Source organism: Jatrophihabitans telluris, assembly GCF_023516435.1.
In the GTDB taxonomy this organism is placed as follows: Bacteria; Actinomycetota; Actinomycetes; order Mycobacteriales; family Jatrophihabitantaceae; genus Jatrophihabitans_A; species Jatrophihabitans_A telluris.
This window is the reverse complement of the sequence record NZ_CP097332.1, coordinates 450815-473680: the sequence shown is the minus strand read 5'-3', so window position 1 is coordinate 473680 and position 22866 is coordinate 450815. Positions and strand designations below refer to the sequence as shown.

Sequence of the window (22866 nt, the reverse complement as noted above, 5' to 3'; positions counted from 1 at the left end):
TAATCATTGCCGCTACGAGTGTCCGTGTCTAGCCCGATATCGATGGTTTTAGCGATCTCCGGCCGAACAGATCGCGCTCAGCGGTCGCGGAACTCCTGTGCCTTTTCGCCGGCCTTCGCGGTAGCCGCGTCCGACACCGACTTGCCCTTCTCGGCCACGAGTTCGGCCGCTGCCCGCCCCTTCTCCGCAGCGACGTCCGCCGCGGCCTTGGCCTTCTCCGCCACCACGGGAGCGACCTCACTCACCTTGTCCGCGGCAGCATGCGCGGCAACGGTGGCAGCGTCCTTCGCCTTCTCGGCCACGACCGGAGCGACCTCGGCCGTCTTCGCGGCGACATCGGAGGCGATGTCCGAAGCGATGTCCTTGACCTTGGCGGCCAGATCGGCATCGCGGACCTGCTCGGCGGCGTGCTGGGCGAAGCCCTTGAGGGCCGCGGCCGCCTCCGGGCCGTGTTCGGACACGGCCTGCTTGGTCGTGGCGTAGCCCTCGGACACGGCTACCTTCGTCTTCTTGGCAAAGTCGAGCAGGAGCCCGACAGCGGCACCAAGCAGCGCGCCGATGGCCAGCCCACGCCAGAGATAGTTCATGTCACTCGTCCAATCTCCAGAGTCGACGAGCGCACGGTTTGGCCCGATCGAGTGTTGACCCAGACCCTACCCAGCCCGGGCGCCGAGCCGACAGGTGCCGACCGACCATTGATGCCCACCTCACGTCGCCCCCTCACATCGCTACCTCGTATCGACCCTCACACGGCGCCAAGGCACGGAGACAGCGGGTCAGCCGGCGACGAGCTGCGCGCGCAGGTGGGGCTTGGCGGTGCGCACGTCGCGCACCTCGAAGGCCCAGCCGTCCGGGCTGGGCTCAGCCGACATCTCGACGGCGGAGCCGACGAACACCGGGGTTTTGAACGCGGCCTCGACGGTGAACGAGTCGGGCAGGCGCCCTTCGAACGCGGCCAGGGCCCGGGCCTTGACCCACATGCCGTGCGCGAGCGCCCGGGGGAATCCGAAGGCCTTGGCGGTCAGCGCGTGCAGGTGGATCGGATTGCGATCACCGCTGATCGCCGCGTACCGCCGGCCGATGTCGCGGGGCACCGGCCATCGCAGCACCGGAGCGGTCGATGCTGATGCTGGGTGGTGATCCGCCCGGCCCGCGGTACGGCGATCACGGTCAGCGGAGTGTCCTCGACGCAAGTAGGTACTGCGCTCGCCCCACACCACCTGGCCGTCGACCGAGGCCTGGCTGACGAGATCGATCTGCTGACCGGCCGGGTGCGGGCGCAGGTCAGCGGCCCAGACCTCGACGTCGACGACCTCGCCGAGCCTGACCGGCCGGAACTGGGTGATCGCGTTCTGGACGTGCACGAGGCCCAGCACCGGAAAGGGAAAGTCAGCCTCGGTCATCCGCGCGAGCGAGAGCGGAAAGGCCACCAGGTGCAGGTAGGTCGGGGGCACAACGTCCGAGACGCGAAAGCCGCACAGGCGCTGGTAGGCGGCCAACCGGTCGCCGTCGACATGCTGCCCGAGCACGGTCACGCGCTGGGCACCCGGCGCACGCGACGAGCGCTTGAACCTTCCGCCGAACACCGCGCGGGCGTACAGCGGCGCAAGCGCAGGGCTCACCGGAAGCTGCCGACTCGGGTGGGTCATCGGCTAAGCACCGACCAGGTTCTGGCCACACACCCGGAGCACCTGCCCGTTCACGCCACTGCTCGCCGGCCAGCAGAGAAAGCCGACCGCCTCGGCGACGTCCACCGGCAGGCCCGCCTGCTGAAGACTGTTCAGCCGCCTGGCCACCTCGCGGGTGGCAAAGGGCATCGCGTGCGTCATGTCGGTGTCGATGAACCCGGGGGCCACCGCGTTGATGGTGCCGCCCTGCGCGGCCACCTCGCTCGACCACGAGCGCACCATCCCGATGACGCCTGCCTTGGACGCCGCGTAGTTGGTCTGGCCACGGTTTCCGGCGATACCGCTGGTGGAGGCCAGGCTGACGAGCCGATGACCAGCACGCAACAGGCCCGAGTCCAGAAGCGCCCGGTTGAGGAGCAACTGCGCTTCCAGATTGACCGCGAGGACGGAGTCCCAATGCTTGACGGACATGTTCGCCAGCAGCTTGTCGCGCGTGATGCCGGCGTTGTGGATGACGAGATCCAGACCGCCATAACGGGTCTCGGCGTGCTGGATCAGCCGGCCAGCCGCCTGCGGGGCGGCGATGTCCAGTTGCAGGGCGGTGCCGCCGACCTGATTGGCGACCTTCGACAGCGCCTCGCCGGCGGCGGGCAGGTCCGCCGCGATGACCCGTGCTCCGTCTCGGGCCAGGGCGGCGGCGATCGCCGCGCCGATTCCCCTCGCCGCTCCGGTCACCACTGCTACCCGGCCGGCCAGCGGCTGGTTCCAGTCCGCGACACCGGACTCGTCCGCGAGAGCGCCCACCACGAGCACCTGACCGTCGACGTAGGCCGAACGGCCGGACAGCAGGAAGCGCAACGGCCCTTCCAGGGCAGCGGCATCGGCGTCGCCGGTGAGCAGCACGAGATTGGCGGTGGCGCCCGCGCGCAACTCCTTGGCCAAGGACCGGATGATGCCGTCCAGGGCGTTGCGGGTCGCGTCGAGCACCGGGTCCTGCCCCTGCGGCTGGCGCCCGATCACCACCACCCGCCCGGCGGGCGCCAGCCGCCGCAGGGCACCGGCGAAGAAGTCCCGAAGCTCGGCCAACTCGCCGGGCCGCGACGCCGCGCTGGCGTCGAAGACCAGGCCCGACCAGCGCTGCCGTCCGGTCTCGCGAGTGCTGACCGAGCCGACACCGCATGAGGCATCGCGGTCTTGAGAGACGACCTCGCTGTCACCCTCGACAAGGCCGAGGCCGACGCCGGTGAGCAGCTCGGGCAGGCCCTTGATCCCGTCGGCGCCGACGCGTCCCAGACGGAGCGGGCCCTCGAGGACTGGGTCCCCGAGCTGGTACCGGCGCAGCACCCCGGGGCGGGGCAGGCCCACCCGGGTGGCCACCGTCCGGCCGAACGGCGAGTTGATCAGGGTGAGGTAGCGGTCGGACATCGACCTGCCTTTCTCGACGGGACGGGAGGGAAGAACCGGTGGCCGGCCAGAGGGCACGGCCTCTGCCGGCGATGGGCTACCGGGGCGTGGTCAGGCTTGCAGGATCGCGACCACGCCCTGGCCACCGGCGGCACAGATCGAGATCAGGCCGCGGCCGGACCCCTTCTCGTGCAGCTGCTTGGCCAGGCTGGCGACGATCCGGCCGCCGGTTGCGGCGAACGGATGCCCGGCCGCCAGTGAGGAACCGTTGACGTTGAGCTTGCTGCGGTCGATCGCGCCCAGCGGAGCGGACCGGCCGAGCCGATCCCGGCAGAAGTCAGCGTCCTCCCAGGCCGCCAGGGTGGCGAGGACGGTCGAGGCGAAGGCCTCGTGGATCTCGAAGAAGTCGAAATCGTCGAAGGTCAGCTTGTTCCGTTCCAGCAGGCGGGCAACCGCATGGGTCGGAGCGAGCAGCAGGCCGTCGTACTTGCGGTCGCCGTGCACGTAGTCGACGGCCGCGGTCTCGGCGTCGACGAAGTGAGCCAGCACCGGCAGGTTGTGCTCGGCGGCCCACTCATCGCTGCTCAGCAGCACGGTGGACGCTCCGTCGGTCAGCGGAGTCGAATTTCCCGCGGTCATCGTGGGGTTCGGCAGCCTGGTGCCGAAGACGGGTGACAACGCGGCCAGCGCCTCGGCGGTGGAGTCCGGGCGCAGATTCTGGTCCCGGGTCAGGGTGAGGAAGGGCGTGAGGAGATCGTCCATGAAGCCGCGGTCGTAGGCGGCGGCCAGCTTCTGGTGACTGGCGGCGGCGAGTTCGTCCTGAGCGGTACGGGAGATCTGCCACTCCGCCGTCGTGATGGCCTGATGTTCACCCATCGACAAGCCGGTGCGTGGTTCGGAGTTCGAGGGCGGGTTCGGCAGCAGGTGAGCGGGTCGGATCTTCGCGAGCGCCCGGAGCCGACCCGTGACGTCCTTGGCGCGGTTGGCGTTCAGGAGCGCCGTGCGCAGTCCCTCACTGACGGCGATCGGCGCGTCGGAAACGGTGTCGACACCGCCCGCGACGCCGGAGTCGATCTGGCCGAGGGCGATCTTGTTCGCCACCAGGATCGTCGTTTCCAGCCCGGTTCCGCAGGCCTGTTGCACGTCGTAGGCGGGCGTGAACGGCGACAGGGCCGAGCCGAGCACGGATTCCCGGGTCAGGTTGAAGTCCTGCGAGTGCTTGAGCACCGCGCCGGCCGCGACCTCGCCGAGGCGCTCCCCCTGCAGCCCGAACCGGGCCACGAGACCGTCCAGGGTTGCCGTCAGCATGTCCTGGTTGGAGGCCCGGGCGTACGGGCCGTTGGCGCGGGCGAACGGGATGCGATTGCCACCGACAACGGCGGCGCGGCGAATCGACACGGCTGGACCTCCTCGGGATGCCTCGCTGATGTGTGCGGTACTCACGGTATCGGGTAACCCGGTGCCGCGCATCCGGGTGTGGCCCAGCCGACTCAGACGGCGGAAGGGTCCAGTCCGGTGTCGACGATGTGGGCGGCCAGATCACGCAACTTCATATTGCTCTGCTGGGATCCGCGGACCAGCATGTCGAAGGCGTTCTTGGGACTGATGCGATGCCTTTCGATGAGGATTCCCATGGCCTGGCCGATGGTTCCGCGGGTGTCGACGGCGACCTGGAGGTCCTGCTCGAGCGAGCGGTTGGCCAGCACGATCGAAGCGTGCGAGGCGTAGATCTTGGCCAGCTCGACGCCGTAGTCGTCGAAAGCGTCCGGGTGCATCGCGTAGAAGTTCAGTGCCCCGATCGTCCGGCGCGGGGAGGACAGCGCGCAGCTGAGCACGCTGCGCACTCCGCGTTCGAGCGCTGCCGCCGAGTACCGCGGAAAGCGCTCGTCGGTGCTGGTGTCGCGAACCAGCGTGGCCACACCCTCCTCGAAAGCCTCCAGGCTCGGGCCTTCGTCCAACTCGTACTGGATGCGATCCAGCTCCTTGACGAGGCTCGTCGTGGCGTAGGGGGTATCGACCTCCCGGCGCCGCACGCACCAGGAGACCCCGGCGTGATCGGCCGAGCCAACCGCCTCGACGGCCATTCGGACGGTCTCCTCCAAGGCCTCGTCCACGGTCGGCTGCTGGTCGAGGTTGGTCGCCATCTCGGCGAACAGTTGCGCGAGATCCAGATCTGCCATCCCCGTTCCTTTCCCGTACCACGCCCGCGCGCTACTTCCGGAGGGACAGCGTAATCGCCGGTCCCGGGCAGCGGGTTTGCAAAGGCACCGGGCGTCGGTAGTTTGGAATGGACGGCTCAACCGGGCAGCCTGACGGCCGGTCCCGCCGTTCGCGGCAGCTGCATCCGCGGACCGGCTCTGGACACAGCGAGGCGTCATGACCATTCCCCCCATCACTCCCGGACCGTCGGTTCCGCCGCCGAGCCCGGGTCCGGACCCGGTCGGCCCATCCCCGATTCCCGATCCCGGGCCGGTTCCCGAACCCGGACCGGTTCCCGAACCCGGACCTGTCCCGGTTCCCGAGCCCGGGCCTGCCCCCGTTCCCGAGCCTGGACCCGACCCCGTTCCCGAACCCGTCCCCGTCCCCGTTCCCGAGCCTGATCCGTTCGCCCTGCCGGACGGAGGGTGACCAGGACCGAGCCACGATCCCAGCGATACATCGGCGTCGTCGTACCTGCGCACAACGAGGAGGACCACCTCGGTCCCTGCCTTACCTCGATCCTCGTGGCCGCCGAATCCGCCCGCTCGATGGGCTATCGCGTCGAGGTGGTCGTGGTTCTCGATCGATGCACGGATCGAACGGCCGCCCGCGTGCCGACGTCGGCCGGCTGGCCGCGCATTCGTGTCCTGTCCTGCCGACAAGGTGGTGTAGGGGCTGCTCGCGACGACGGAATGCGCTCGCTCATCAGGCGATACCCGACCGACCGGCTCTGGCTGGCCTCCACCGACGCCGACTCCCTGGTGCCGGTGGACTGGCTCACCGCCCAGTTGACCCATCACGCCAACGGGGCCGAGGTGGTCGCCGGGACGGTGCAGGTCCGCGACTGGAGCGAGCACCAGCCCGACGTCGTCGATCGTTATCTGCTCGGTTACCGGCACGAACCCGGCCACGGACACGTGCACGGAGCCAACCTCGGCCTGAGCGCGAACGCCTACCTGCGGGCCGGCGGATTCCCCCGGGTCACCGAGCACGAGGACGTGGGACTGATCGCCACCGTGAGTCGGCTCAACCTGCCCATGGTGTGGGTCGCGGACCTACCGGTCATCACCAGCGCCCGGCGCCACAACCGCGCGCCGGGCGGCTTCGCCGGCCATCTGCGGGCGCTCGCGGCGGAGGTGGCCGATGTCGGCTGAACCCGGCCTGCGCGCTCGCTTCGATGACCTCATCGCCACCGGGGCCGGTGAGCTTCCCCTGCCGGGCAAAGGGCAAACGCTGCAACGATGGCAATTTCTCGCCGCCGTCGCGGCCGAGGACGTCGGCTTGGTCAAGCTCGTCGAATCACACGCCGACGCTCTGGCCATCCTGGCCGAACTCGGAGCCCCGGCACCCGCCGCGGACACCAGTTGGGCCGTGTGGGCCGCCGAACCACCCAGCGCGCGGTTGCGGGTCAGCAGCCCGCAACCACCGGCTTCCGGCGTTTCGTCCGCGGTCACCGTGAGCGGGCGCAAGGCCTGGTGTTCGGGTGGACCGTGGCTGACCCACGCGCTGGTCACGGCCTGGACGGCCGACGAACGTCAGTGCCTGGTCGCGATCCGGCTCGACCACGACGGGGTGTCGGTCACCGACGAGGGCTGGGCCGCCGTCGGGATGGGCCGGGTGCCCAGCGGTGACGTCCTGTTCGACGACGTCCCGGCGACGTTGGTGGGCGCTCCCGGGGACTACGTCGACCGGGCGGGATTCTGGCACGGCGGAGCCGGGGTCGCGGCCTGCTGGTTCGGCGGAGTCGTCCCGTTCGTGGCGGCCCTGGCCGGCGCCGTGGACAGCCGCGACGACCCCCACAGTGCCGCGCACTTCGGCGCGATCGACGTCTCGGCCACGTCGGTCGGTGCCTTGTTGCGCGCCACCGCGTCCTGGATCGACGAGAATCCCTCGGCCCCGGCGATGATCGCCGCACTACGGGCGAGGGAGGCCGCCGAGCAGCACGTCCAGTTGGTGCTCGGTCGAGCTGGGCGCGCACTCGGGGCGGGGCCCCTCTGCCGAGATCCTGACCTGGCGCAACGCTTCGCCGACCTCGCGGTGTTCGTCCGCCAGTCGCACGCCGAGCGGGACCTCGCCACCCTGGGCCGCGCCGTCGCGCACGAGCACCGGGCGGAGTGGCGGCTGTGAACGACGACGGAAGCGGCATGCGCCTGGTCAACCAGAGCCTGGACGGTGCCGACCGCACCATCATCGGGTGCGGAACGCCGGAGGAGCGCTGGCAGAGCTGGTCCGGCTGGGCGGACATGACCGAGGTCGGCCTGGGTGATCTGCTGCCTGAGCGCGCTCGGTTGGTGGTAGTCGCCCCGCATCCCGACGACGAGGTGCTCGGCAGCGCCGGACTGCTGTGCCTGGCCGCCGCCACCGGACACGACACGTTGGTACTGGCGGTCACGGACGGAGGTGGCAGCCATCCCGGTTCGCGGCTGTGGCCACAGGACGTGCTGACTCCCCAACGCGCACTGGAACGGTCCCGGGCCCTCGAAGTGCTGGGCGTTCAGGTCAATCGGGTGATTTCCCTGGGGATCGACGACGGTGCGGTCACCGCGCAGCGCACCCGGTTGGCCGCGGCACTGGGCGAACTGCTCATGCCCGGCGACGTCGTCGTCTCGCCGTGGCGGCTGGACGGGCACCCCGACCACGAAAGCGTGGCGGAGGCGACGATGACGGCCTGCCGCAAGCTCGGTGCGACCGTACTGCAGGCGCCGATCTGGGGTTGGCACTGGGCGCGTCCGGAGCAGTTTCCCGTTGCCGCAGCGGCTCGACTGCCGCTGGATGCCTTCACTCAACTGCGCAAACGCCGTGCGGTCAGCTGCTTCCTGAGTCAGCTCACCCCGGATCCCTCGACCGGAGCGGAGCCGATCCTGCCCGATTGGGCGGTGCAACGCTGGGTGCGTGACTGTGAGGTCTACCTGCGATGACCGAAGGCTCGATCGACAAAGGGTATCTGGACACGATGCACAGCGCCGGGCCCGACGCCTGGCACATCGCCGACGGCTTCTACGAGTCACGCAAACGGCAATTGCTACTCGCCTGCCTGCCGAAGCCCCGGTTCGACTACGGGTTCGAGCCGGGTTGCGCCAACGGGGAGCTGACGGTGCAGCTGGCCGAGCGGTGCTCACGGCTGCTGGCGGCCGACTACCACCCCGAAGCAGTGAGGCGGAGCCGACGGCGCACCGCTGATCTGCCGTGGGTGGCGGTGGACGAATTGTTGGTGCCCGAAGCGTGGCCCGTTGACCAACCGATGGATCTGGTGGTGATCAGCGAGTTCGGCTACTACCTTGACCAAGCGGCGTGGGCCGAGCTCTGCCGACTGGCGGCACGATCAGTGGGCCGAGACGGGACCGTCGTAGCCTGCCACTGGCGCCCGGACTTCGACAGACGCCGACTGACCACCGCCGCCATGCACGCCACGCTCGGCACTGAACTCGCCCTCACTCGGCACGCTCGCTACCTAGATCCGGAGATTCAGTTGGACGTGTGGACCAGTGACGACATCCCGCTGCCCGCCGGGGATGTCAGCGAATGAGGCTGCGGACCGTTTCGCCCGGCAGCGTCGGCTGGACCCGTCGCCGGTCCGGAGCCGGATTCGTCTACCTGGACGAGCACGGCGACCGGCTCGATCCCGAACACGTCGCTCGGATCAAGGCCCTGGTCATCCCGCCGGCCTGGCAGGACGTCTGGATCACGCCCTACCACAACGGCCACATCCAGGCCGTCGGCACCGACGCTCGGGGGCGACGCCAGTACCTGTACCACGAGCAGTGGCGGGTCAAACGGGACCTGGCCAAGCACGACCGGGTGCTGGAGGTCGCCCAGCGGCTGCCCAAGGCCCGGCTGGCCGTTGCCGAGGCGCTCGACCTGCCCGGCATGCCCGCGGAACGGGCGCTGGCCACGGCGTTCCGGCTGCTCGACCTGGGCTACTTCCGGATCGGCAGCGACAGCTACGCCTCGGAGAACGGTTCGTACGGCCTGACGACCCTGTTGCGCAGCCACGTCCGCCGGCGTGGACCCGAATTGGTGTTCGAGTTCATCGCGAAATCCGGTAAGCAGCAGCACATCGCGATCACCGATCCTTCCGTGCTCACGAGTATCGACGTGATGCGCCGGCGACGTGACACCGACGAGATTCTGCTTGCCTACAAGGAGAAACGGTCCTGGTCCCGGATCGATGCCGGCAGCGTCAACGAGTACCTCAAGGACCTGCTGGGCACGGAGGTCACGGCAAAGGATTTCCGGACCTGGCACGGGACCGTGCATGCCGCCGCCGCTCTCGGGATGCTCGCTGTCGATACACGTCCGAGTGACCGCGCCCGCCGGCGAGCCGTGGCCGCGGCGATGGTCCAGGTATCCGAGCATTTGGGCAATACCCCGTCGGTAGCGCGCAAATCCTATGTGGACGCCCGGGTCGTCGACCTCTTCCACTCGGGCAACACGATCGCCCAGGCGCTGGCCCGGCTGGACAAGCTCGCCGAGGACGACCCGCGTCGGCAACTGAGTCTGGAGAAGGCCGTCCTCAAGCTACTGCGCACCTGAACCCGAGGTGCGGACTGCGCGCAAGCGCGAAGGCGGACGACCTTCGTCCGTCTGTGAAAGGGGAAAGTAATGGCTGAAGAACTGAGCGGTAAGCGAATCGCCTTCCTGGTGGCCAACGAAGGCATCGAGCAGGTCGAGCTGACCGAACCCTGGAAGGCCGTGGAGCAGGCTGGTGGCACCCCGGTGCTGGTGGCGCCGGAGTCCGGGACCGCACAGGCGTTCAATCACCTGGACAAGGGCGACACCTTCGACGTCGACGTGCTGATTGCCGACGCGAAGGTGAACGACTACGACGGCCTGGTCCTGCCCGGTGGAGTCGCCAATCCCGATGCGCTGCGGACCAACCCTGACGCGGTGAATTTTGTGCGCGACTGGGTCGCGGCCGGAAAGCCCGTGGCCGCCATCTGTCACGCCCCCTGGACGCTGATCGAAGCCGATGTCGTCAAGGGCAAGCAACTGACCAGTTGGCCCAGCCTGCAGACCGATCTACGCAACGCGGGCGCGCAGTGGACGGACGAGCAGGTCGTCGTCTCCGACGAGCAGGGTTGGACTCTGGTGACCAGTCGCAATCCCGACGACCTGGCCGCGTTCACGTCCGAGGCCGTGCGGGTCTTTACGGCGGGAAAGTAGCCCCGCTAGTCAGGGCCTTGCCGAGGTGCACCGACAGGGGCGTGTCGGCGTAGTGCCCGAAGTTGGGAATGTCGCGGTAGCCGGCCGCGCGGTAAAGGGCGATCGCGGCCGGCTGCTTGAAACCCGTCTCGAGCAGCAGCCAGTGCACGCCCTGGGCTCGGGCCTCGGTCTCCAGTGCGGTGAGCAGGGACCGCGCCAGCCCGCGTCCACGGGCCGCGTCGGCGACAAACATCCGTTTGATCTCAGCGCGACTACGCGCCCAGGCCGTGTCGGGGTGTTCGTCGCCATGCCTGCGCCAGCCGCCCATCGCCACCGGAACCTGGTCCAGGTACCCGACGAGAAAGTGCCCGGCCGGAGCGGCGAACTCGGTCGGACCGATCGGGGCGGCATCAGGGCCGCCGTAGATCCGCACGTACTCGGCCTGGACAAGCTCGATCAGGGCGGCGGCGTCAGGATGATCGAGGTCGCGGCGGACGAGCGTGAAGTCCGGCGGGCTCAGCCCGGTGTCTGACGGGCTCACTCCGGTGTCTGACGGGCTCACTCCGGTGTCTGGGTGGAACGGTGCAACGTCCCCTCGGGATCGTCGGTCCGCGCGTCGGAGTCTTCCAGGATGACCTCGGCCTGACGATGCGGATCGTCACTGCCTGCGGCCCGCTCCTCCGGCGTGAGGTGGGCCGCACGTTCATCGATGCGCTGCTCGTCCGGATGTTCGCTCATACCTCGACGTTACCGCCCCGGAGCCGAACGCTCTCGCGCAACCGCGCCCGTCGTTCTGCAACCGAGCGCAGACCTCCGCCTAGTCTTCATCGTCCGACGTGGAACGCGTGAGTTCGACGAGCTGACGCAGGCAGTGGTCGCGCAGAGGTTCGGGGAAATCGTGTGCGAGTCGGTTGTAGACGACGCGCCCTTGCTTACGACCGACGACCAGCCCGGCGGTACGCAGCAGTCGCAATGCGTAGGTGACCGCGTCCTCGTTGACCTCCAACGCCAGCGCGAGGTCTCCGACGCAGAGTTCCTCGGCGACGTCGAGGGCATAGATCAACCGGATGCGCACCGGATCGGCCATCAAGCTGAGCAGGCTGGTGAGCCGGGCCGCGTCGTCCGCGCTGGGCAGGCGACTCTTGGCATGGGCCACGCGTTCTGCGTCGATCGGGTGGGCGTGATCAGTGGTGGTCATGGCTTCTCCCGTGGCCTGCGTGTGGCGCGTCGCCGATGTGCAGGGTAGCGGGCGTCCGCGGCGCTCGCTGACGCTCGGGCTCGGCGACGAAGCGTGCTTTGCAGTGATCCGAGCAGAACCAGTACTCGGTGCCGTCGTGAGTGGTACTGGCCGGAGCGTGGGCCTTCTCGACTTGCATGCCGCACACCGGGTCCTTGCCGTAGCGGGCAGCGGAGCCGGACAGGTCCCGTGACTTGTAGAGCCAGTAGATGACGGTGAATCCGATCAGGGCAACGATGTTGAGGATCGTCGTGTAGTTCCACTGGAAGCCGGTGTGCACGACCATGGTCGGCCGAACCGGGTCAGAGATGCCGACTGCCTTGAACAGATACTCAACCGCAAGACCAGCGATGCTCATCGTGGCCCAGAACGTTGCGAGGATGCGGATGGTGATCGCCGTACCGAAGTACTTACGGTAGATCGACAAGAGCGGCAACGTGATCAAGTCGGCGAAGACGAACGACACGACGCCGCCGAAGGAGATTCCTCCCTGCCACAGCGCGGCGGCCAGCGGCACGTTGCCGACGGAGCAGACGAAGCTGATGATGGCGAGGAATGGGCCGAGCACGACGTTCTCGAGGCTGGACCAGAAGCCGTGGCCGGTAAGGAACAGCGACTGCCAGAAGGCCGTGGGAACCAGCGCCGCCAAGTAGCCGGCGATCACGAAGCCGATCACGAGTTCCTTGCGCACCATCGTGAGGTCACTGATGGTGTAGCCCGACGCGTCGCCCCAGCCGGCGCGGGTTGTGACTCGCTGACGGAACGGGGCGGTATCCGGGGCGTCTGCATCGTCATGGTGCTCATGGCCCGCAGGCATCGCCGATGCAGTGTCGGAGTTCAACCTTCGTCGGGCCTCTTCGATCCAGGACTCGGGGAGCACTCGAGGCAGGACGATGCCGAGGAGAACGATCATGATCACCCCGCCGACGAATTCGGCCAGCGCGAACTGCCAGCCGATCAGGAGCCACAACACGATCCCCAACTCGACGACCAGGTTGGTGCTGGCGACCATGAACACCATCGCGGCGGTGAAGTCGGCGCCTCGCGAGAACAGGCTCTTGGCCAGTGCGGATGAGGCATAAGAACACGACGAGCTGATCATGCCGAAGAACGAGGACTTGCTCAGCGTCCTGGGTCGATGGTCACCCAGCGATGCCTGCATCTCGGTGCGAGACACGAAGGCCTGGACGGCCCCGGAGAGGGCGAAACCCAGGACAAGGGCCCACAGGGTCTCCCAAAACATGAAGAACGCTTCGTCGAAGCCGTGGCCGAGTCCGTCGAGAACGTGCATGTCCGCTACCTCCGTCTTACATCCGTACGTGTCTACGGATGTTGCCTCAGTGATACTCCTCGGCGGGCGAAGTTGCAAGTCCGTACGGTTGTGCGGATATCATCGCCTGGTGATGAGCCGACGCCGCTTTGCCGCCGCCGCCGGGGCCTGGCGAGCGATTGCTGCGGCCGGGGTCCTCATTGGGTTGTTCGCGATGCACGGTGCGCCCACGACGATGACCGTCACTGATCGAGCTGGGATGACGGCGGTCCACGACATGACAGCTCTGGCGATGGGCGCCGGCTCGACCATGGCGACGGCGACGACGACGACGGCGGCACAGCGCGTGCCGATGCCGGGCTGCTCGATGGACCACGGCAACTGCGTGACAGTCCTGCGTTCAGCGCTGTCGCACGACACCCTGGCCCTGGCCGTCGTGAGCGCGGCAGTGACGACGGCGTTCGGGTTCGTGCGCGTGACGGGATCCCCCGTGGGACGTCGCGCTCCACCTTCTCCGTCGCTCATCGGGTTGTGCATCAGTCGGACGTGATGGTGCGCGCGCTCATGGCGCGCGCTCTCCGTTATGTCCATTGATTCAACCCGAAAGGCACGACATGCAGATTCGTATTCTTGGCGCCGCCGCGCTGACCGCGGGCGCCCTCGTACTGACCGCTTGCGGCTCGAACACCACGCCCGCTGCTCAGTCCCCGTCCATCGGGATGGGCGGTATGTCGATGTCAACGGCGGCGCCCCAGGCAGCGGCCGCACCCGCGAGCGGACCGCACAACGCGGCCGACGTGAGCTTTGCGACCGAGATGATCCCGCACCACGGCCAAGCCATCGAGATGGCTGACATGGCACTGAAGCAAGCAACGAACGCCGACGTGAAGGCTATGGCGCAGACAATCAAGGATGCGCAGGACCCAGAAGTCATCCGCATGTCCGGGTGGCTGAAGGGCTGGGGCGCACCTGTCCCGTCGGCGTCGATGTCTTCATCGTCGATGGCCGGGATGGACCACGGTCAGGGCATGATGAGCGACGCCGACATGGCCTCACTCGGTAAGGCGGCCGGGGCGGCCTTCGATCGGATGTGGGTTCAGCTGATGATCCAGCACCATGAGGGTGCCGTCACCATGGCCAAGACGGAACTCGCTCAGGGACAGAACAGCGATGCAAAGCAGCTAGCCCAGTCGATCATCACGAGCCAGAGCGCTCAGATCGATCAGCTCAAGGCGATGCTCGGCAAGCTGTAGCGCCACACGATTACGGGGCCGGGCTCCTTGATCGGAGCCCGGCCGGGAGCCGGCGAGGACGGGCGCTGCAGCCCAACGCGTGCGCTCAATCGTGATCGGGCTCGCCGGTGACCTGGTGTTCGGCCTGGCCGAGGGCTTCCAGTACGAGCATGCGGACATGTCCGCCACGCATCGGCGCCTTGATAGCCACCCACATTCCGTGACCGCCGGCTGAATTGCTGCCCTCAACAGGGCGCGCACCGCGGTGCCAGCGCATCGCTTCACCGGCCGGTCCGATCCTGGCGGTCGCGATGCGCAAGATCGTCCGGCTTACACTGATCGACGTGCGCGAGGCACATCTACTCGCGCTCGTGCGGACTGACTGCGCACCGGGGCGGCCGACCGGGCGCAGCGACCGTAGTCTGTGAGCATCACGGGCCAGTGTTTCCGGGGCTCGTGGTGACGCAGGGGCCTCTAGCTCAATGGTAGAGCTGCGGACTTTTAATCCGTAGGTTGTGGGTTCGAGCCCCACGGGGCCCACAAACCTGCAGGTCAAAGGCCTGCTGGAGGCATTTGGGGGCCATCTCCGGAGTGCGGAAGAGACCCCAGAAGCGATGTGGCGTGTCACGGCTGGCCTCCCCCACCCGCCTGGTCGGGTGGGAGGGGCTGGTCCGGGTCGAAGGTGCTTAGCGCTTCGGCCACAGCCGAGTGGACGGCACGCCGGCCGAGATTGACGTCCTGTGTCATCGACACACGGGAGTGCCCGAGCTGGTCAGCGATCATCCGGGCCGACGCAGCGCACTCGTCGAGCAGCGTGGCAACCGTCTTGCGGAAAGTGTGCGGCGTGACCCACTCGAACCCCGTCCCCTTGCGAACGTCCCGGAAGTCCGCGCCGACGTTGTTGCGATCGCGGTAGCCGCCCAGTGCGTCCGGGAAGACCGGGCCGTCGATCACCCGAGACGGATCCGTCGAGCCTTGAGCATCGTCACGCACCAGCCCGGTAGGACGAGTACCCGGTACGACGTGCGCGACTTCAGCCTGGACTCCTTCAGGCCCCCGCCCTTGAGTCTAAGGATGGTGCGCTCGACACTGACCACGCCTCGGGCCATGTCGATGTCGCCCACCGAACGCCAAGAGCCTCGCCGAGCCGCAGGCCGGTCGCGAGGATGAAGCGCGACAGCTCGGGGAGATCCTTGCGCTTGGCATAGTCGCTCTGGTCGAGGATGGCCAGCCAGTCACGCACCTCCCGCGGGGTCAGCGCTCGAGCCGTTCTGTCTCGATCGATCTCAATCGGCGTCACGTTTCGGACAGGATTTGCCAGCAGACCGTCCTGTCGAACCAGCCACCCGCAGATGCCGGAGAGCACCGTCATAGTGACTTTGGCTGTGGCATAGCCCTTGCGCCGCAACACATCCTGAAGGAACCGGTCCATCCGCGAAGTGGTGACCTCACCCAAGCGAAGCGTGCCGACGCCGGGAATGACGTGGTGCTCGACCACATCCCGGTAGAGATCCAACGTCGAAGGCGACTTACCCCTCGCTCGACCAGTGAATCGAACATGAGCAGCCAGCCCAGCGCTCCCTCGGTGAGGGTGCTCCTCGGGGTGAACGCCGAATCCCTGCCGCCAGCCAGCTGCCGCTCGACAGCCTTGATCACTGCCCGCCGAGCCTCCGCCCTTGAGTCACCGGTCCGGGTGACTCGCCGGCGGATGCCTGTGTAATCGCGGTAGTAGAGCAGCGCCATCGCGCGGCCGTTCTTCATCGCATACGTCACGTCTCCGGTCTCACCGAATCCCAGGGGTCTCACGACGCAACCTCCGTGGAGAGCGACGACACCCACTTCCGCACGTCCTCGGGCCGGAACCGCAGCCGCTTGCCAACCCGTCGCCCACACGGACCGCGACCCTGGCCCCGCCAGGAGTACACGGTCTGCACGGGAACGCCGAGGTAGTACGCGACCTCCTCGACCGTCCAGAGCCGGTTCTCGGGCAGTTCGATTGTCTCCATGACTGTCACCCCTTCACTACGGCGGCGTCCTCGAATTGGACGAGACCATCGAGAACGGCCTGCGTCGCGAGGTTCGCAAGGAGACCAGGCCCCGAGATCGAGGTCGGTCCTCTCACCGGTGTCTACAAGAACCTTGGTTCTTGCAGTGGTGGCGCTGGTCTTTCTGCCGAATCGCCTCCATGCATCTCGCGAAAGCGCCTTGGTCCGCAATCGTGGACTGTCAACCACTTGGGCGCATCGACCGGGCTAATGGATGACGTGTTCGCCGGGCGCCTCGCACGCGGCAGGAGAGGGCGTGGCCATACCAATCCATTATGGCGCACCCCTCTAGACAGCCACACGGCGACATCATGGAACAGTGAGACAGTTCCACCCAAAGATCGGCAAGAGCGAGGCAATCCCGTTGCCGAGAGCCCTCCGCGCCAGAACACACGTTCAGCCCGCGTCCAGTTTGGACATGGCGAGTGAGATCGCTCAACGCCGGGGCAGGAGCCGCGCCGTGTCCGACAGTGCTCAGTGAATGTCGGCCGACGTGGGTAGGGTCAGTCCCATGTCTAGGGTCTACGTCGCAGCGAGTGCGAACGCAGCGTACGAAGACGGGATCGAGGACGACGCGGACTCCTCACCTTCGGCAATGCCCTCGCAACGTCCAGTCATCGCGGTACGCGGCCCCAACCGCGTCGATGTAGACGAGGCGTCGCTGGCCGACTCTGCGCCTGGGGTGTTGGAGCTCCTCCTCGCGGACATGGCCACCGGGAGCAACATCATCTGGGCGACTCAGGACTACGCCCACTTGGGGAGCGCGTTCAACGCGGATCAGGCGATCACCGTTGCCTCCATCACCGGGCCGCACGCGGGACTCATCTGTCCTCGCGTGGCGAAGTCCAAGGCGCGGCAAGGTGACCGAGCGAAGAACAAGGCCGAAGTCTTCACGCCGTCATGGCTCTGCAACGAACAGAACAACCTGGTTGACGAAGCGTGGTTCGGTCGAACTGGAGTGTTCAACACGACGACCGGTCGCGTTTGGCGGGCGGCAAGCGGTCTGATCGAATTCGAAACCACGGGAAGCCGAACCTGGCAATGCTATGTCGACGAGCCACGGCTCGAATCGGCCTGTGGTGAGGCACCATACCTAGCAAGCAGGTACGACGCTACAACAGGAGTTCCCATTGCGCTCGAGCGCAGGATCGGACTCCTGGATCGCAAGGTGCGTGTTGTCACAGAACGCTCCCAGAATGAAGCCGAGTGGTTGCATTGGGCCCTACGCGCGTTCCAAAGTGTGTACGGATTTGAGTTCCACGGAGACAGCCTCCTTTTGGCCCGAGAGAACCTGCTCACAAGCTACGTTGACTACGCTCGGCATGCCCTAGCTCGGCAACCCACCACAGACGAATTGACCAACATCGCTGAAGTCATCGCCTGGAACATTTGGCAGATGGATGCCCTGACGGGAAGGATCCCATTCAAGGCCGCTGGATCAGGCATGAGTGAGATGACGTTGTTTGACCTACACGAGGCTGACAATTCTCCCTGTCGAATCCGAGACTGGCGCGCGAACGAGACCATCGAGTTCCGCTCTTTACTGAAGGAACGGGGAGCACGGTGAGACTCCCCGAGGTCGACTACACAATCCTTGATGAAATCATCGTCGGACGAGTACAGCCACACATCTACGCATTCTCGACAAACACCGTCCCGAACTACCTGAAGGTGGGCGACACCTTTAGGCCTGTTGCAACTCGGTTGCGCGAATGGCAGCGCTATTTCCCTGACCTCATCAAGATGCATGAAGAGCCGGCCACCGTCGCGGATGACGTATATTTCCGGGACTTTGCTGTCCACCGCTACTTAGAGGCCGATCTCGGCAAGACACGACTGGCAAGCGATGTCCTGGGTGGTGGGATCTATTACAGTCGGGAGTTCTTCGGTGACACATCAGCAAATGACGTCGAATGTGCCATTGCGGATATCCGTAGCAACCACGAAGGCAACACGGGCCGCTACGACTACTACGACGCGACTAGACGATTACCAGTCGAATATCAGTACGTTCGGGGACCTGCGTGGACCCTCCGCCCGAACCAGCAAGCCGCCGTCGACCGCTTCACAGAGGCAATACACGCGGGCAGAACCAACTTGCTGATGTATGCCGTGATGCGGTTCGGGAAGTCTTTCACCTCCCTGTGCTGCGCAGAGGCGATCGCTGCGCAGGTAGTTCTCGTCGTCTCCGCCAAGGCCGACGTGAAGACCGAATGGAAGAAGACAGTCGAGACGGCCGGAAACTTCGCCGGCTACACCTTCCTTGACTCAGAGGACCTCAACGGCGACCCCAACGCAGTCCGGACTGCGGTAGGTCCGGGCCGGGGCGTAGTCCTATTCCTAACCCTGCAAGACCTCCAAGGGTCCAAAATCAAGGGTAAACACGAGAGGCTCTTCGAGAACGAGCTCGATCTCCTGATCATTGACGAAACGCACTTCGGGGCAAGAGCAGGGGAATACGGTCGCGTCCTAAGGAACGCGGGGCAGCCCACTGATGACCGCAACGCGCTTACCAGGGGCGAAGACGACCTGGTGGACGCAGCCGACGCCGAGGAGCAGCTCAAAGTTCTTAAAGCCAGAGTTCGGCTCCATCTTTCCGGAACGCCCTACCGGATACTTATGGGCAGTGAATTCTCCAAAGAAGACGTTATCTCCTTCGTCCAGTTCTCCGACATTGTTCGCGATCAAGAGCAGTGGGATCGTCGCAATCAGGAACAGGACGAGCCGGGCGACGAATGGGAGAACCCGTACTTCGGCTTCCCACAAATGATCCGATTTGCCTTCAAACCCAGCAGGTCCGCACGGGTGAAGATGGAGCAATTACGCATAGCAGGTTCCCCTTTCGCACTCTCTGCTCTGCTAGAGCCGGCGTCCATCAAGCAAGACCAGCACGGCCTACACAAGCAGTTCAAGCACCAACCGGAAGTACTCGAACTACTCAAGGCCGTCGACGGTTCGCAGCAGGACGAGAGCCTTCTGAGCTTCCTAGACTACGACCGCATCAAAGATGGCATGATGTGTCGTCACATCGTTATGGTCCTTCCCTACTGCGCTTCATGCGACGCGATGGAACAGCTGATTGCGATGAATCGTTCCGATTTCCGGAATCTCGGCGACTACGAAGTGATCAACATCTCGGGCGTTGAAGGAGCCAAGCGCTACAGGAGACCCGAGGAGGTGAAACAAGCGATCCGAGCAGCAGAAGCCGATGGACGTAAGACCCTAACTCTCACGGTGAACCGCATGCTCACTGGAAGCACGGTGGAGCAGTGGGACACAATGCTGTATCTCAAGGACACCTCTTCGCCCCAAGAGTACGACCAGGCGGTCTTTCGCCTTCAAAATCAGTATGTCCGCACCCTCCTTCCCAACGATGAAGCAGCGAACGCCAGCCCAATACGCGAGAATCTCAAGCCTCAAACGCTGCTAGTGGACTTTGACCCGGATCGGTTGTTCCGCATGCAGGAACAGAAGTCGCTGATTTACAGCGTCAATTCCGAAGTCAACGGCAACGCGACCCTTGCGAAGCGCATCGAACAGGAATTGAGAATCTCGCCGATCATCACGATGAACCTCGGAAGGATCCATCGAGTCGAGGCCGCGAACATACTCGAAGCGGTGAGCGAGTACAACAGCCAGCGGAGCATCGCGGACGAGGCGCGAGACATACCGATCGATCTAACCGTGCTCACCAACCAAGAGATCCGGCGAGTCATCGAGGCCCAGTCGGAGATTGGCTCGAAAGCGGGTCTGACTCTCGAGGCGGTTGAAGGGGACGATGACGACATCGAGGTGCCCCAGCTGGAAGAGCCCGATGCCAACTCGAATAGTGGCAACGACTCGCGCGACAAGGGCACCAACTACGACCGAAGCGGCGACCTTTCCAAGATTCTCGCCAGGAAGCTCCAAATGTATTACCAGCGAATTCTCTTCTTCGCCATGCTGGCGCCTACACATGTTCGGTCTCTGAGTGACGTCGTGGATGCAATCGGCGACGACGACGTCTGCGCTAGGATCGCCCGACATCTGGCACTCGACTCGGACATCCTGCGTGCGCTATTGGGCGCACTGGACCCGTTCAAACTCAACAGCCTTGACTACAAGATTCAGAATGTCTCGCAACTGGTTCGCGATGAGACGCTTGAGCCCCTAGAACGGGCCACGCGCGCGCTCAACAAGTTCAACCGTATTTCAGACTCTGAGGTGCGCACCCCTCAGTGGTTGTGTCGGGACATGGTTGCCCAGATTCCTGGCGACGCACTAGTGGCCGCCATTAATCGCGGCGAGCCCCTCCTCGACCTCGCGAGTAAGTCTGGCGAGTTCGCTCTGGCACTATACGAACGGCTCGTAGGCGAACTCGGCGTCGAGCCAGGTGCACTGAGAGAGCTGATCTACTCTGTTCCCACTTCGACGATTGCATATGAATTCACACGGCTCTTCTACGACATTCTCGGCCTCGACGCGAGCAACATCGCGGGCCGGTTTAGTGCATATGTCCTGATTGACGCGTACCTTCGGCTGGGTGCGGAAGATCTGTCATCCCGATTGTGCAGGGTAGGAGTGCCGTTCGATGCGCTCGACCTAGATTCCGGGCAAACAAAGGGAAGTGAAGAAATGAAGTTCGGAGCCGTCGTTGGAAATCCACCCTATCAGGAGGCGGACAACGACGGCGGAAAGGGGAGCGCCAAACCCCTATACCACCAGTTCGTCAGCCTAGCCATGGACCTGTCTCCCGAATTCATTTCAATGGTCACACCGTCGGTCTGGTTCACTGGCGGGAAGAGGTTGGACAATTTTCGGCGAGGAATGCTCCACAACGAGAACCTGGCGTCCGTTCATCACTTTTCGACGGCCCAGGAAGTGTTTCCCCAGGTCGAGTTACGCGGCGGCGTGAACTACTTTCTGCTGGACCGTAACTACGACAACCGCACCGATGGCGTGATGGCGACCACCACTCAAGATGGCGTCGTGATCTCGCAAGGCCGCCGAAAGGCCCAGGTGGGCAGTCTCGAATACTTCATCGCCGACAACGTTGCTGCGCTGCTGATTGACCGACTTCTTGCCGATGGTCACATCGTTTCAAACGACGACTCGGAGCTGATGCTGTCGCATTTCGTCTCCTCAAGGAATCCTTACGGCTTTTTGACAACTTTTGCCGACAGCCAAGATTTTCGAGCCGACGCTGCAGGGTTGCACCAGCCCATAAAGATCTACGCGAGCAAGGGCAAGACCGGGTTCGTCGAGCGAGCCTCTGTCGGCAAACATGCTCAGTGGATAGATCGCTGGAAGGTTCTCACGCCATTCGCGAACAATATCGGGACGAGTCGGCCCGACGACAACATGAACACGCTTACTGCAGGGCCAGGTACGATTTCTACGGAGACCTATCTGGTGGTCGGTGCCGATCTTGATCTTGCCGAGGAGTCGTGTCGGAATCTTGAGAAATATATGCACACGCGATTCCTGCGATTCCTTGTCAGTTTCGCGAAGGCGAACCAAAATGGTACGCGCAAGACATTCGCTCTCGTACCTATGCAAGATCTATCTCCCGAGTCTGACATCGATTGGGACGCACCCGTGGAAGGCATCGACGAGCAACTTAACGAGAAGTACGGGCTCTCCATTGCCGAACGGGAGCACATTCGACTTGTGATTAAGGAAATGCTTCCCGGCGTCCGTCCCTGACCTACCGTCCGCGGGGCGGCGCCCGCCGCGCTTCGCCCATCGACCAGCCCGAGGGAGCTCTGGCACGAATTCGCCATCTGTTGCACAGGTCACGCACCGGAGCCGCCGCAGCGCATCGGCGATGGGCGTGCCTCGGCCTCGGCCTCGGCCCGAGATTGACGCCTTGGGGACGGTCTGTCGCAACGCTGTCCTCGTTCCGTTCCTGTGGTATTCCGTTCCTGTCACCGCCCGTGAGAATTTTCCTTACTGACTCAAGGCGCCGCTGATGCGGCGCAGCGCGGGGCCCCGCGATGGGGCCCCGCGCATGACGACATAGCGCCGACGACCAGGATTCAGGGTCGAGCGACTCCCCTATGTCAGTTGCTTCTCAGCGTCCTCCCAGGACGCCCGCAAGGCCTCCGCGAGGTGCGTGACCCGACTCGGTGCGATCCGCTGCGGCTGCCCCGCCATCCACTCGGCCAACGCGTCACCGTGGACGTACGTGCACCGCTGGTCTTCGACGAGACCCTTGGGAAAATCGCACCAGAACACGACCCCCGGCTGAACACACTGCTGGATCTTGCTGCCGGTTGCCAGCCGGGAATGGGCCTGGAGGGCAAGCCCCTGAACGTGCCGACTCCCGGTGAACTCGTAGCTGAGGTCGGGATCGTCCAGCCTGGTCACTGTCACGGCTGACCCATCAACGTTGACGACGCCTCGCAGCCGTTTCGAGCCCATGAGGAAGATTCCGCCGGGACCCACGGCAACGTGGTCCACATTCCCGCGACCAGCGGTGAGGTCGTGCCAGACCACCCACCCGTCCCGCTCGAGCGGCTGCAACGCCCTTGCTGTCGCCTCTTCTCCCCAAGCCCCGAACTGCCAGTTCTCGACGAATGCCGGCGGTGTCAGCCAGGCGCACATGAAGAAAGCCACGGCGCCACCGCCGAAGAATCCGAACATCCAGGTTGGACCCGACCATATGACCGCACCGGCCAGCGACACCGCAAAGATGGACCCAGATATGAGGGCGACGGTGGCAAAGAGT

At 65.4% G+C, this 22866-nt stretch carries 23 protein-coding genes and 1 tRNA gene; 11 read left to right on the top strand and 13 right to left on the bottom strand.

Annotated elements, in window-relative coordinates; genetic code table 11:
• Positions 1 to 77: 77 nt before the first annotated feature.
• From M6D93_RS02270 to M6D93_RS02250, 5 genes are all read right to left on the bottom strand, one after another.
• Positions 78 to 587, bottom strand: a complete 510-nt coding sequence (locus M6D93_RS02270; RefSeq protein WP_249772626.1) for a hypothetical protein — start codon at positions 585 to 587, stop codon at positions 78 to 80.
• A 189-nt stretch (positions 588 to 776) separates the two neighbouring features.
• Positions 777 to 1649 carry a MaoC family dehydratase gene (locus tag M6D93_RS02265; protein ID WP_249772624.1) on the bottom strand — a complete coding sequence of 291 codons (873 nt, stop codon included), beginning with the start codon at positions 1647 to 1649 and terminating at the stop codon, positions 777 to 779.
• 3 nt (positions 1650 to 1652) lie between these two features.
• Entirely contained in the window at positions 1653 to 3053 is a 1401-nt protein-coding gene (locus tag M6D93_RS02260; protein ID WP_249772622.1) for a 3-oxoacyl-ACP reductase, read from the bottom strand.
• A gap of 90 nt (positions 3054 to 3143) precedes the next feature.
• A complete protein-coding gene (locus M6D93_RS02255; RefSeq protein ID WP_249772620.1) occupies positions 3144 to 4430 on the bottom strand; it encodes an acetyl-CoA C-acetyltransferase in 1287 nt (428 codons plus the stop codon).
• A 92-nt stretch (positions 4431 to 4522) separates the two neighbouring features.
• Entirely contained in the window at positions 4523 to 5212 is a 690-nt protein-coding gene (locus M6D93_RS02250) for a GAF and ANTAR domain-containing protein (protein ID WP_249772618.1), read from the bottom strand.
• 444 nt (positions 5213 to 5656) lie between these two features.
• Here M6D93_RS02250 and M6D93_RS02245 point away from each other — a divergent pair, with 444 nt between their 5' ends.
• From M6D93_RS02245 to M6D93_RS02220, 6 genes are all read left to right on the top strand, one after another.
• Complete coding sequence (locus tag M6D93_RS02245; RefSeq protein WP_249772616.1) at positions 5657 to 6385, top strand: glycosyltransferase family 2 protein; 729 nt, start codon at positions 5657 to 5659, stop codon at positions 6383 to 6385.
• On the top strand, positions 6375 to 7358 hold the full coding sequence (locus tag M6D93_RS02240; RefSeq protein ID WP_249772614.1) for an acyl-CoA dehydrogenase family protein: 984 nt from the start codon (positions 6375 to 6377) through the stop codon (positions 7356 to 7358). Before M6D93_RS02245 ends, M6D93_RS02240 begins: the two co-directional genes overlap by 11 nt.
• Complete coding sequence (locus M6D93_RS02235) at positions 7355 to 8149, top strand: PIG-L deacetylase family protein (protein ID WP_249772612.1); 795 nt, start codon at positions 7355 to 7357, stop codon at positions 8147 to 8149. The genes M6D93_RS02240 and M6D93_RS02235 overlap by 4 nt, the downstream gene beginning before the upstream one ends.
• On the top strand, positions 8146 to 8757 hold the full coding sequence (locus M6D93_RS02230) for an SAM-dependent methyltransferase (protein ID WP_249772610.1): 612 nt from the start codon (positions 8146 to 8148) through the stop codon (positions 8755 to 8757). The genes M6D93_RS02235 and M6D93_RS02230 overlap by 4 nt, the downstream gene beginning before the upstream one ends.
• Complete coding sequence (locus tag M6D93_RS02225) at positions 8754 to 9764, top strand: DNA topoisomerase IB (protein ID WP_249772608.1); 1011 nt, start codon at positions 8754 to 8756, stop codon at positions 9762 to 9764. The genes M6D93_RS02230 and M6D93_RS02225 overlap by 4 nt, the downstream gene beginning before the upstream one ends.
• A gap of 69 nt (positions 9765 to 9833) precedes the next feature.
• Complete coding sequence (locus M6D93_RS02220) at positions 9834 to 10394, top strand: type 1 glutamine amidotransferase domain-containing protein (RefSeq protein WP_249772606.1); 561 nt, start codon at positions 9834 to 9836, stop codon at positions 10392 to 10394.
• Here M6D93_RS02220 and M6D93_RS02215 read toward each other — a convergent pair.
• The 4 genes from M6D93_RS02215 to M6D93_RS02200 all read right to left on the bottom strand — a co-directional run bounded on the left by M6D93_RS02215 (position 10378) and on the right by M6D93_RS02200 (position 12901).
• Positions 10378 to 10935, bottom strand: a complete 558-nt coding sequence (locus M6D93_RS02215) for a GNAT family N-acetyltransferase (RefSeq protein WP_249772604.1) — start codon at positions 10933 to 10935, stop codon at positions 10378 to 10380. The genes M6D93_RS02220 and M6D93_RS02215 overlap by 17 nt on opposite strands.
• Positions 10932 to 11111 (bottom strand): hypothetical protein, encoded by a 180-nt coding sequence (locus tag M6D93_RS02210; protein ID WP_249772602.1) that lies wholly within the window; start codon positions 11109 to 11111, stop codon positions 10932 to 10934. The genes M6D93_RS02215 and M6D93_RS02210 overlap by 4 nt, the downstream gene beginning before the upstream one ends.
• 79 nt (positions 11112 to 11190) lie before the next feature.
• Complete coding sequence (locus tag M6D93_RS02205; RefSeq protein ID WP_249772600.1) at positions 11191 to 11571, bottom strand: ArsR/SmtB family transcription factor; 381 nt, start codon at positions 11569 to 11571, stop codon at positions 11191 to 11193.
• Positions 11558 to 12901 carry a permease gene (locus M6D93_RS02200; protein WP_249772598.1) on the bottom strand — a complete coding sequence of 448 codons (1344 nt, stop codon included), beginning with the start codon at positions 12899 to 12901 and terminating at the stop codon, positions 11558 to 11560. The genes M6D93_RS02205 and M6D93_RS02200 overlap by 14 nt, the downstream gene beginning before the upstream one ends.
• Before the next feature lie 112 nt (positions 12902 to 13013).
• Here M6D93_RS02200 and M6D93_RS02195 point away from each other — a divergent pair, with 112 nt between their 5' ends.
• From M6D93_RS02195 to M6D93_RS02185, 3 genes are all read left to right on the top strand, one after another.
• Entirely contained in the window at positions 13014 to 13430 is a 417-nt protein-coding gene (locus M6D93_RS02195; RefSeq protein WP_249772596.1) for a DUF6153 family protein, read from the top strand.
• Positions 13431 to 13470: 40 nt separating this feature from the next.
• Entirely contained in the window at positions 13471 to 14133 is a 663-nt protein-coding gene (locus M6D93_RS02190; protein ID WP_249772594.1) for a DUF305 domain-containing protein, read from the top strand.
• A 447-nt stretch (positions 14134 to 14580) separates the two neighbouring features.
• Positions 14581 to 14652: transfer RNA gene (locus M6D93_RS02185), tRNA-Lys, on the top strand.
• A gap of 84 nt (positions 14653 to 14736) precedes the next feature.
• Here the strand turns inward: M6D93_RS02185 and M6D93_RS02180 are convergent.
• The 3 genes from M6D93_RS02180 to M6D93_RS02170 form a co-directional block, all read right to left on the bottom strand.
• Entirely contained in the window at positions 14737 to 15066 is a 330-nt protein-coding gene (locus M6D93_RS02180; protein ID WP_249772593.1) for a tyrosine-type recombinase/integrase, read from the bottom strand.
• Between the two features lie 94 nt (positions 15067 to 15160).
• The gene (locus M6D93_RS02175; protein WP_249772591.1) at positions 15161 to 15628 is read right to left on the bottom strand and encodes a site-specific integrase; all 468 of its coding nucleotides are present in this window, start codon (positions 15626 to 15628) and stop codon (positions 15161 to 15163) included.
• 286 nt (positions 15629 to 15914) lie between these two features.
• Entirely contained in the window at positions 15915 to 16118 is a 204-nt protein-coding gene (locus tag M6D93_RS02170; protein ID WP_249772589.1) for a helix-turn-helix transcriptional regulator, read from the bottom strand.
• Between the two features lie 550 nt (positions 16119 to 16668).
• Here M6D93_RS02170 and M6D93_RS02165 point away from each other — a divergent pair.
• Both M6D93_RS02165 and M6D93_RS02160 read left to right on the top strand, forming a co-directional pair.
• The gene (locus tag M6D93_RS02165; protein ID WP_249772587.1) at positions 16669 to 17724 is read left to right on the top strand and encodes a hypothetical protein; all 1056 of its coding nucleotides are present in this window, start codon (positions 16669 to 16671) and stop codon (positions 17722 to 17724) included.
• Positions 17721 to 21842: an Eco57I restriction-modification methylase domain-containing protein gene (locus M6D93_RS02160; protein ID WP_249772585.1), complete on the top strand. Its 4122-nt coding sequence runs from the start codon at positions 17721 to 17723 to the stop codon at positions 21840 to 21842. The genes M6D93_RS02165 and M6D93_RS02160 overlap by 4 nt, the downstream gene beginning before the upstream one ends.
• A 351-nt stretch (positions 21843 to 22193) precedes the next feature.
• On the opposite strand, the gene M6D93_RS02155 is transcribed toward M6D93_RS02160, so the two are convergent.
• Positions 22194 to 22754, bottom strand: a complete 561-nt coding sequence (locus M6D93_RS02155; RefSeq protein WP_249772583.1) for a nuclease-related domain-containing protein — start codon at positions 22752 to 22754, stop codon at positions 22194 to 22196.
• Between the last annotated feature and the right edge of the window lie 112 nt (positions 22755 to 22866).

Excerpts from the sequence above, each read along its gene's own strand:
- M6D93_RS02200 (WP_249772598.1), bottom strand. The coding sequence starts at position 12,901 with ATGCACGTTCTCGACGGACTCGGCCACGGCTTCGACGAAGCGTTCTTC.
- M6D93_RS02230 (WP_249772610.1), top strand. The coding sequence starts at position 8,146 with ATGACCGAAGGCTCGATCGACAAAGGGTATCTGGACACGATGCACAGC.
- M6D93_RS02240 (WP_249772614.1), top strand. The coding sequence starts at position 6,375 with ATGTCGGCTGAACCCGGCCTGCGCGCTCGCTTCGATGACCTCATCGCC.
- M6D93_RS02225 (WP_249772608.1), top strand. The coding sequence starts at position 8,754 with ATGAGGCTGCGGACCGTTTCGCCCGGCAGCGTCGGCTGGACCCGTCGC.
- M6D93_RS02270 (WP_249772626.1), bottom strand. The coding sequence starts at position 587 with ATGAACTATCTCTGGCGTGGGCTGGCCATCGGCGCGCTGCTTGGTGCC.
- M6D93_RS02260 (WP_249772622.1), bottom strand. The coding sequence starts at position 3,053 with ATGTCCGACCGCTACCTCACCCTGATCAACTCGCCGTTCGGCCGGACG.
- M6D93_RS02195 (WP_249772596.1), top strand. The coding sequence starts at position 13,014 with ATGAGCCGACGCCGCTTTGCCGCCGCCGCCGGGGCCTGGCGAGCGATT.
- M6D93_RS02210 (WP_249772602.1), bottom strand. The coding sequence starts at position 11,111 with ATGAGCGAACATCCGGACGAGCAGCGCATCGATGAACGTGCGGCCCAC.
- M6D93_RS02250 (WP_249772618.1), bottom strand. The coding sequence starts at position 5,212 with ATGGCAGATCTGGATCTCGCGCAACTGTTCGCCGAGATGGCGACCAAC.
- M6D93_RS02265 (WP_249772624.1), bottom strand. The coding sequence starts at position 1,649 with ATGACCCACCCGAGTCGGCAGCTTCCGGTGAGCCCTGCGCTTGCGCCG.
- M6D93_RS02170 (WP_249772589.1), bottom strand. The coding sequence starts at position 16,118 with ATGGAGACAATCGAACTGCCCGAGAACCGGCTCTGGACGGTCGAGGAG.
- M6D93_RS02205 (WP_249772600.1), bottom strand. The coding sequence starts at position 11,571 with ATGACCACCACTGATCACGCCCACCCGATCGACGCAGAACGCGTGGCC.
- M6D93_RS02220 (WP_249772606.1), top strand. The coding sequence starts at position 9,834 with ATGGCTGAAGAACTGAGCGGTAAGCGAATCGCCTTCCTGGTGGCCAAC.
- M6D93_RS02165 (WP_249772587.1), top strand. The coding sequence starts at position 16,669 with ATGTCTAGGGTCTACGTCGCAGCGAGTGCGAACGCAGCGTACGAAGAC.